The sequence below is a fragment of the Rhodoferax sp. genome, from assembly GCF_037143375.1.
GTDB lineage: Bacteria > Pseudomonadota > Gammaproteobacteria > Burkholderiales > Burkholderiaceae_C > Rhodoferax.
Window position 1 is genome coordinate 1 of sequence record NZ_JBAWYV010000273.1, and the last position, 2,456, is coordinate 2,456.

The 2,456-nt window shown below is 59.0% G+C and carries 1 protein-coding gene; it reads left to right on the forward strand.

Annotated elements, in window-relative coordinates; translation table 11 throughout:
* A partial coding sequence (locus WCG50_RS18890; protein ID WP_336901142.1) for a Tn3 family transposase occupies nucleotides 1-2,362 on the forward strand: 2,362 nt, incomplete at its 5' end.
* Nucleotides 2,363-2,456: the final 94 nt, after the last annotated feature.

The window sequence follows — 2,456 nt, forward strand, 5'->3', positions numbered from 1 at the left end:
CGACGTCGATCCTGCACTCCTTGATCGATGGCGGGCATCGATCGCAGAGCTTCGCCCTGATGGCCAAACCCAGCAAAGCTGGCTGTGGGCGGCACCGGCCAAACACTCAACCCGCCAAATCAGCGAGGTACTGGAACGTATCGACCTGCTGTATGCACTGGATGTTCATAAACACCTGGCTGACATTCCCGATCTCATCTTGCGCCGCTATGCGCGCCGACTGGCCTCCAGACCCCCGTCTGCCGGGGTAAAGATCAAGGAACCGGCCCGCACGGTGGAGGTCGCCTGCTTTCTGCGGTACTGCCTGTTTGCAACGACGGACCAATTGATTTTGATGGTGCAGCGCCGGATTGCTGATCTATGGCGCCAAGCTGCCGCCGAGGTTCCCGCTACCGTCAACTGGGCGGCAATGTACAAAACCCTGCTGGGAGAACTGGAGACATTGAGCGCCAAAGGCGCTGTGCCCGACGCAGAATTGCGCGCGCGTCTTGAATCCCTGGTGGTCGAGACTCGCAAACGCAAACCACCGAGCAAGGCTTCACTGGTGCGCGAGGGATTGATAGATGGCATTCGCCCGGTACGGTCCCTGCTGGTCGCTATTGCAAAGCTGCCATGGCAAGCCACTGGCGAGCATCCGGCCATTGAATTCTTGGCCAAGCTGCAAACGTTTTATCTCAAGGGCTCCAGGAAGTTGCCTGCTGATGTGGTGGCCCCAAGTCTGGGAAGGGTTTGGCAGGCTTCGATTTCCAGCCCAGACCGGGAGCGGGCTTTTCAGGCGCTGGAGGTGGCTACCTTATTTGCTCTGCGCCGCGCAGTGCGCAACGGATCGGTCTGGATTGAGCACAGCCTGAGTTTCAGGGGCCGTGCACGTTTGTTCTTTACGAACGAGCGCTGGCAGGCTGAGTCCAAGAAGCATTACGCACGCCTGTCGCTGCCAGGCAAGGCCGCCACATTCTTGAAGCCTCTGTTGGAAAGAGTAACCGCTGGTGTCGAAGCGGTTGCCGCGGCGGCTCGAAGCGGCGTGCTGACAGTCGACGACGAACTTCATCTTTCTGCGCTACCCGCTGAGGACGAAAACCCAGAAGTCACCAAGCTGCGTACCGCCTTGGATCACCGCATTGGGGAGGTGCAATTGCCGGAAGTGATTCTGGCCGTCGATGCCCAGGTCCGCTTCAGTTGGATCATGCTCGGGCGCGAACCGCGCTCTTCGGACGAACTTCTCATGGTCTATGCCGGCATCATGGCGCACGGCACCAGTCTGACCGCCGTCGAGTGCGCGCGCATGATTCCTCAGCTGTCTGCGACCAGTATTCGTCAGGCCATGCGCTGGGCGCGGGATGAACGTCGCTTGAGTCAGGCCTGCCAGGCTGTGCTTGAGTTCATGCAACGTCACCCGATCGCCACCACTTGGGGTCGATCTGATTTGGCGTCTTCCGACATGATGAGCATGGAGACCACCAAACGCGTATGGCAAGCCCGGCTTGATCCTCGGCGCAACACGCCTTCCATCGGCATCTATTCCCATGTGCGCGACCGCTGGGGAATCTTCCATGCGCAGCCTTTCGTGCTCAATGAACGACAGGCGGGCGTGGCCATCGAAGGCGTGATCCGTCAAGAAAAGCTGGAGACCAGCCAACTGGCGGTGGACACTCACGGGTACACCGACTTCGCGATGGCGCTGGCCCGTCTGCTTGGTTTTGATCTGTGCCCGCGGCTAAAAGAATTGAAGCAGCGCCACCTGTTCGTGCCACGCGGCACCAAGGTTCCAGAAGAGATCAAATCGGTCTGTGAGGCCAACGTCGATACCGATCTGATTGAAAAGCATTGGGACAGTCTGGTTCACTTGGCAGCTTCTGTAATGAGTGGGCACGCCAGTGCGGTGGCAGCCCTGGCACGATTTGGTTCTGCTGCCCAAGGCGATCCGATCTATGACGCCGGGGTGCAACTGGGGCGGTTGCTGCGCACGGCGTTCTTGGCTGACTACTTTGTCAAAGACCCCTTTCGCAACGAATTGCGCCGGGTGCTCAACCGGGGTGAGGCAGTCAACGCCCTCAAGCGCGCCATTTATACCGGCCGGATCAGCCCGGCGCAGGCCAAACGTGCCGACGAAATGCAGGCTGTGGCCGATGCTTTGAGCCTGCTGGCCAACACCGTGATGGCATGGAATACCTCACAAATGCAGGCAGTCCTGGATCGTTGGTCAAACCGCCGCCAGGTAATTCCACCGGAACTGATCGGGAAAATCGCACCAACTAGGCTGGAAGGCATCAACTTGCGGGGTGTGTTTCGCTTCCCGGTTGACCGTTACGCCGATCAAATCCTGCCTTCTCGGACCACAGCGATAACTGGCACCGATGGATGAAACCGATCACGGTTTGACGCCACGAATTCAGGGGTTTGGAAGTGAACAGGAAAACCAATCAAATCAACGATCTACCCAGACCACCCCCGCGCCA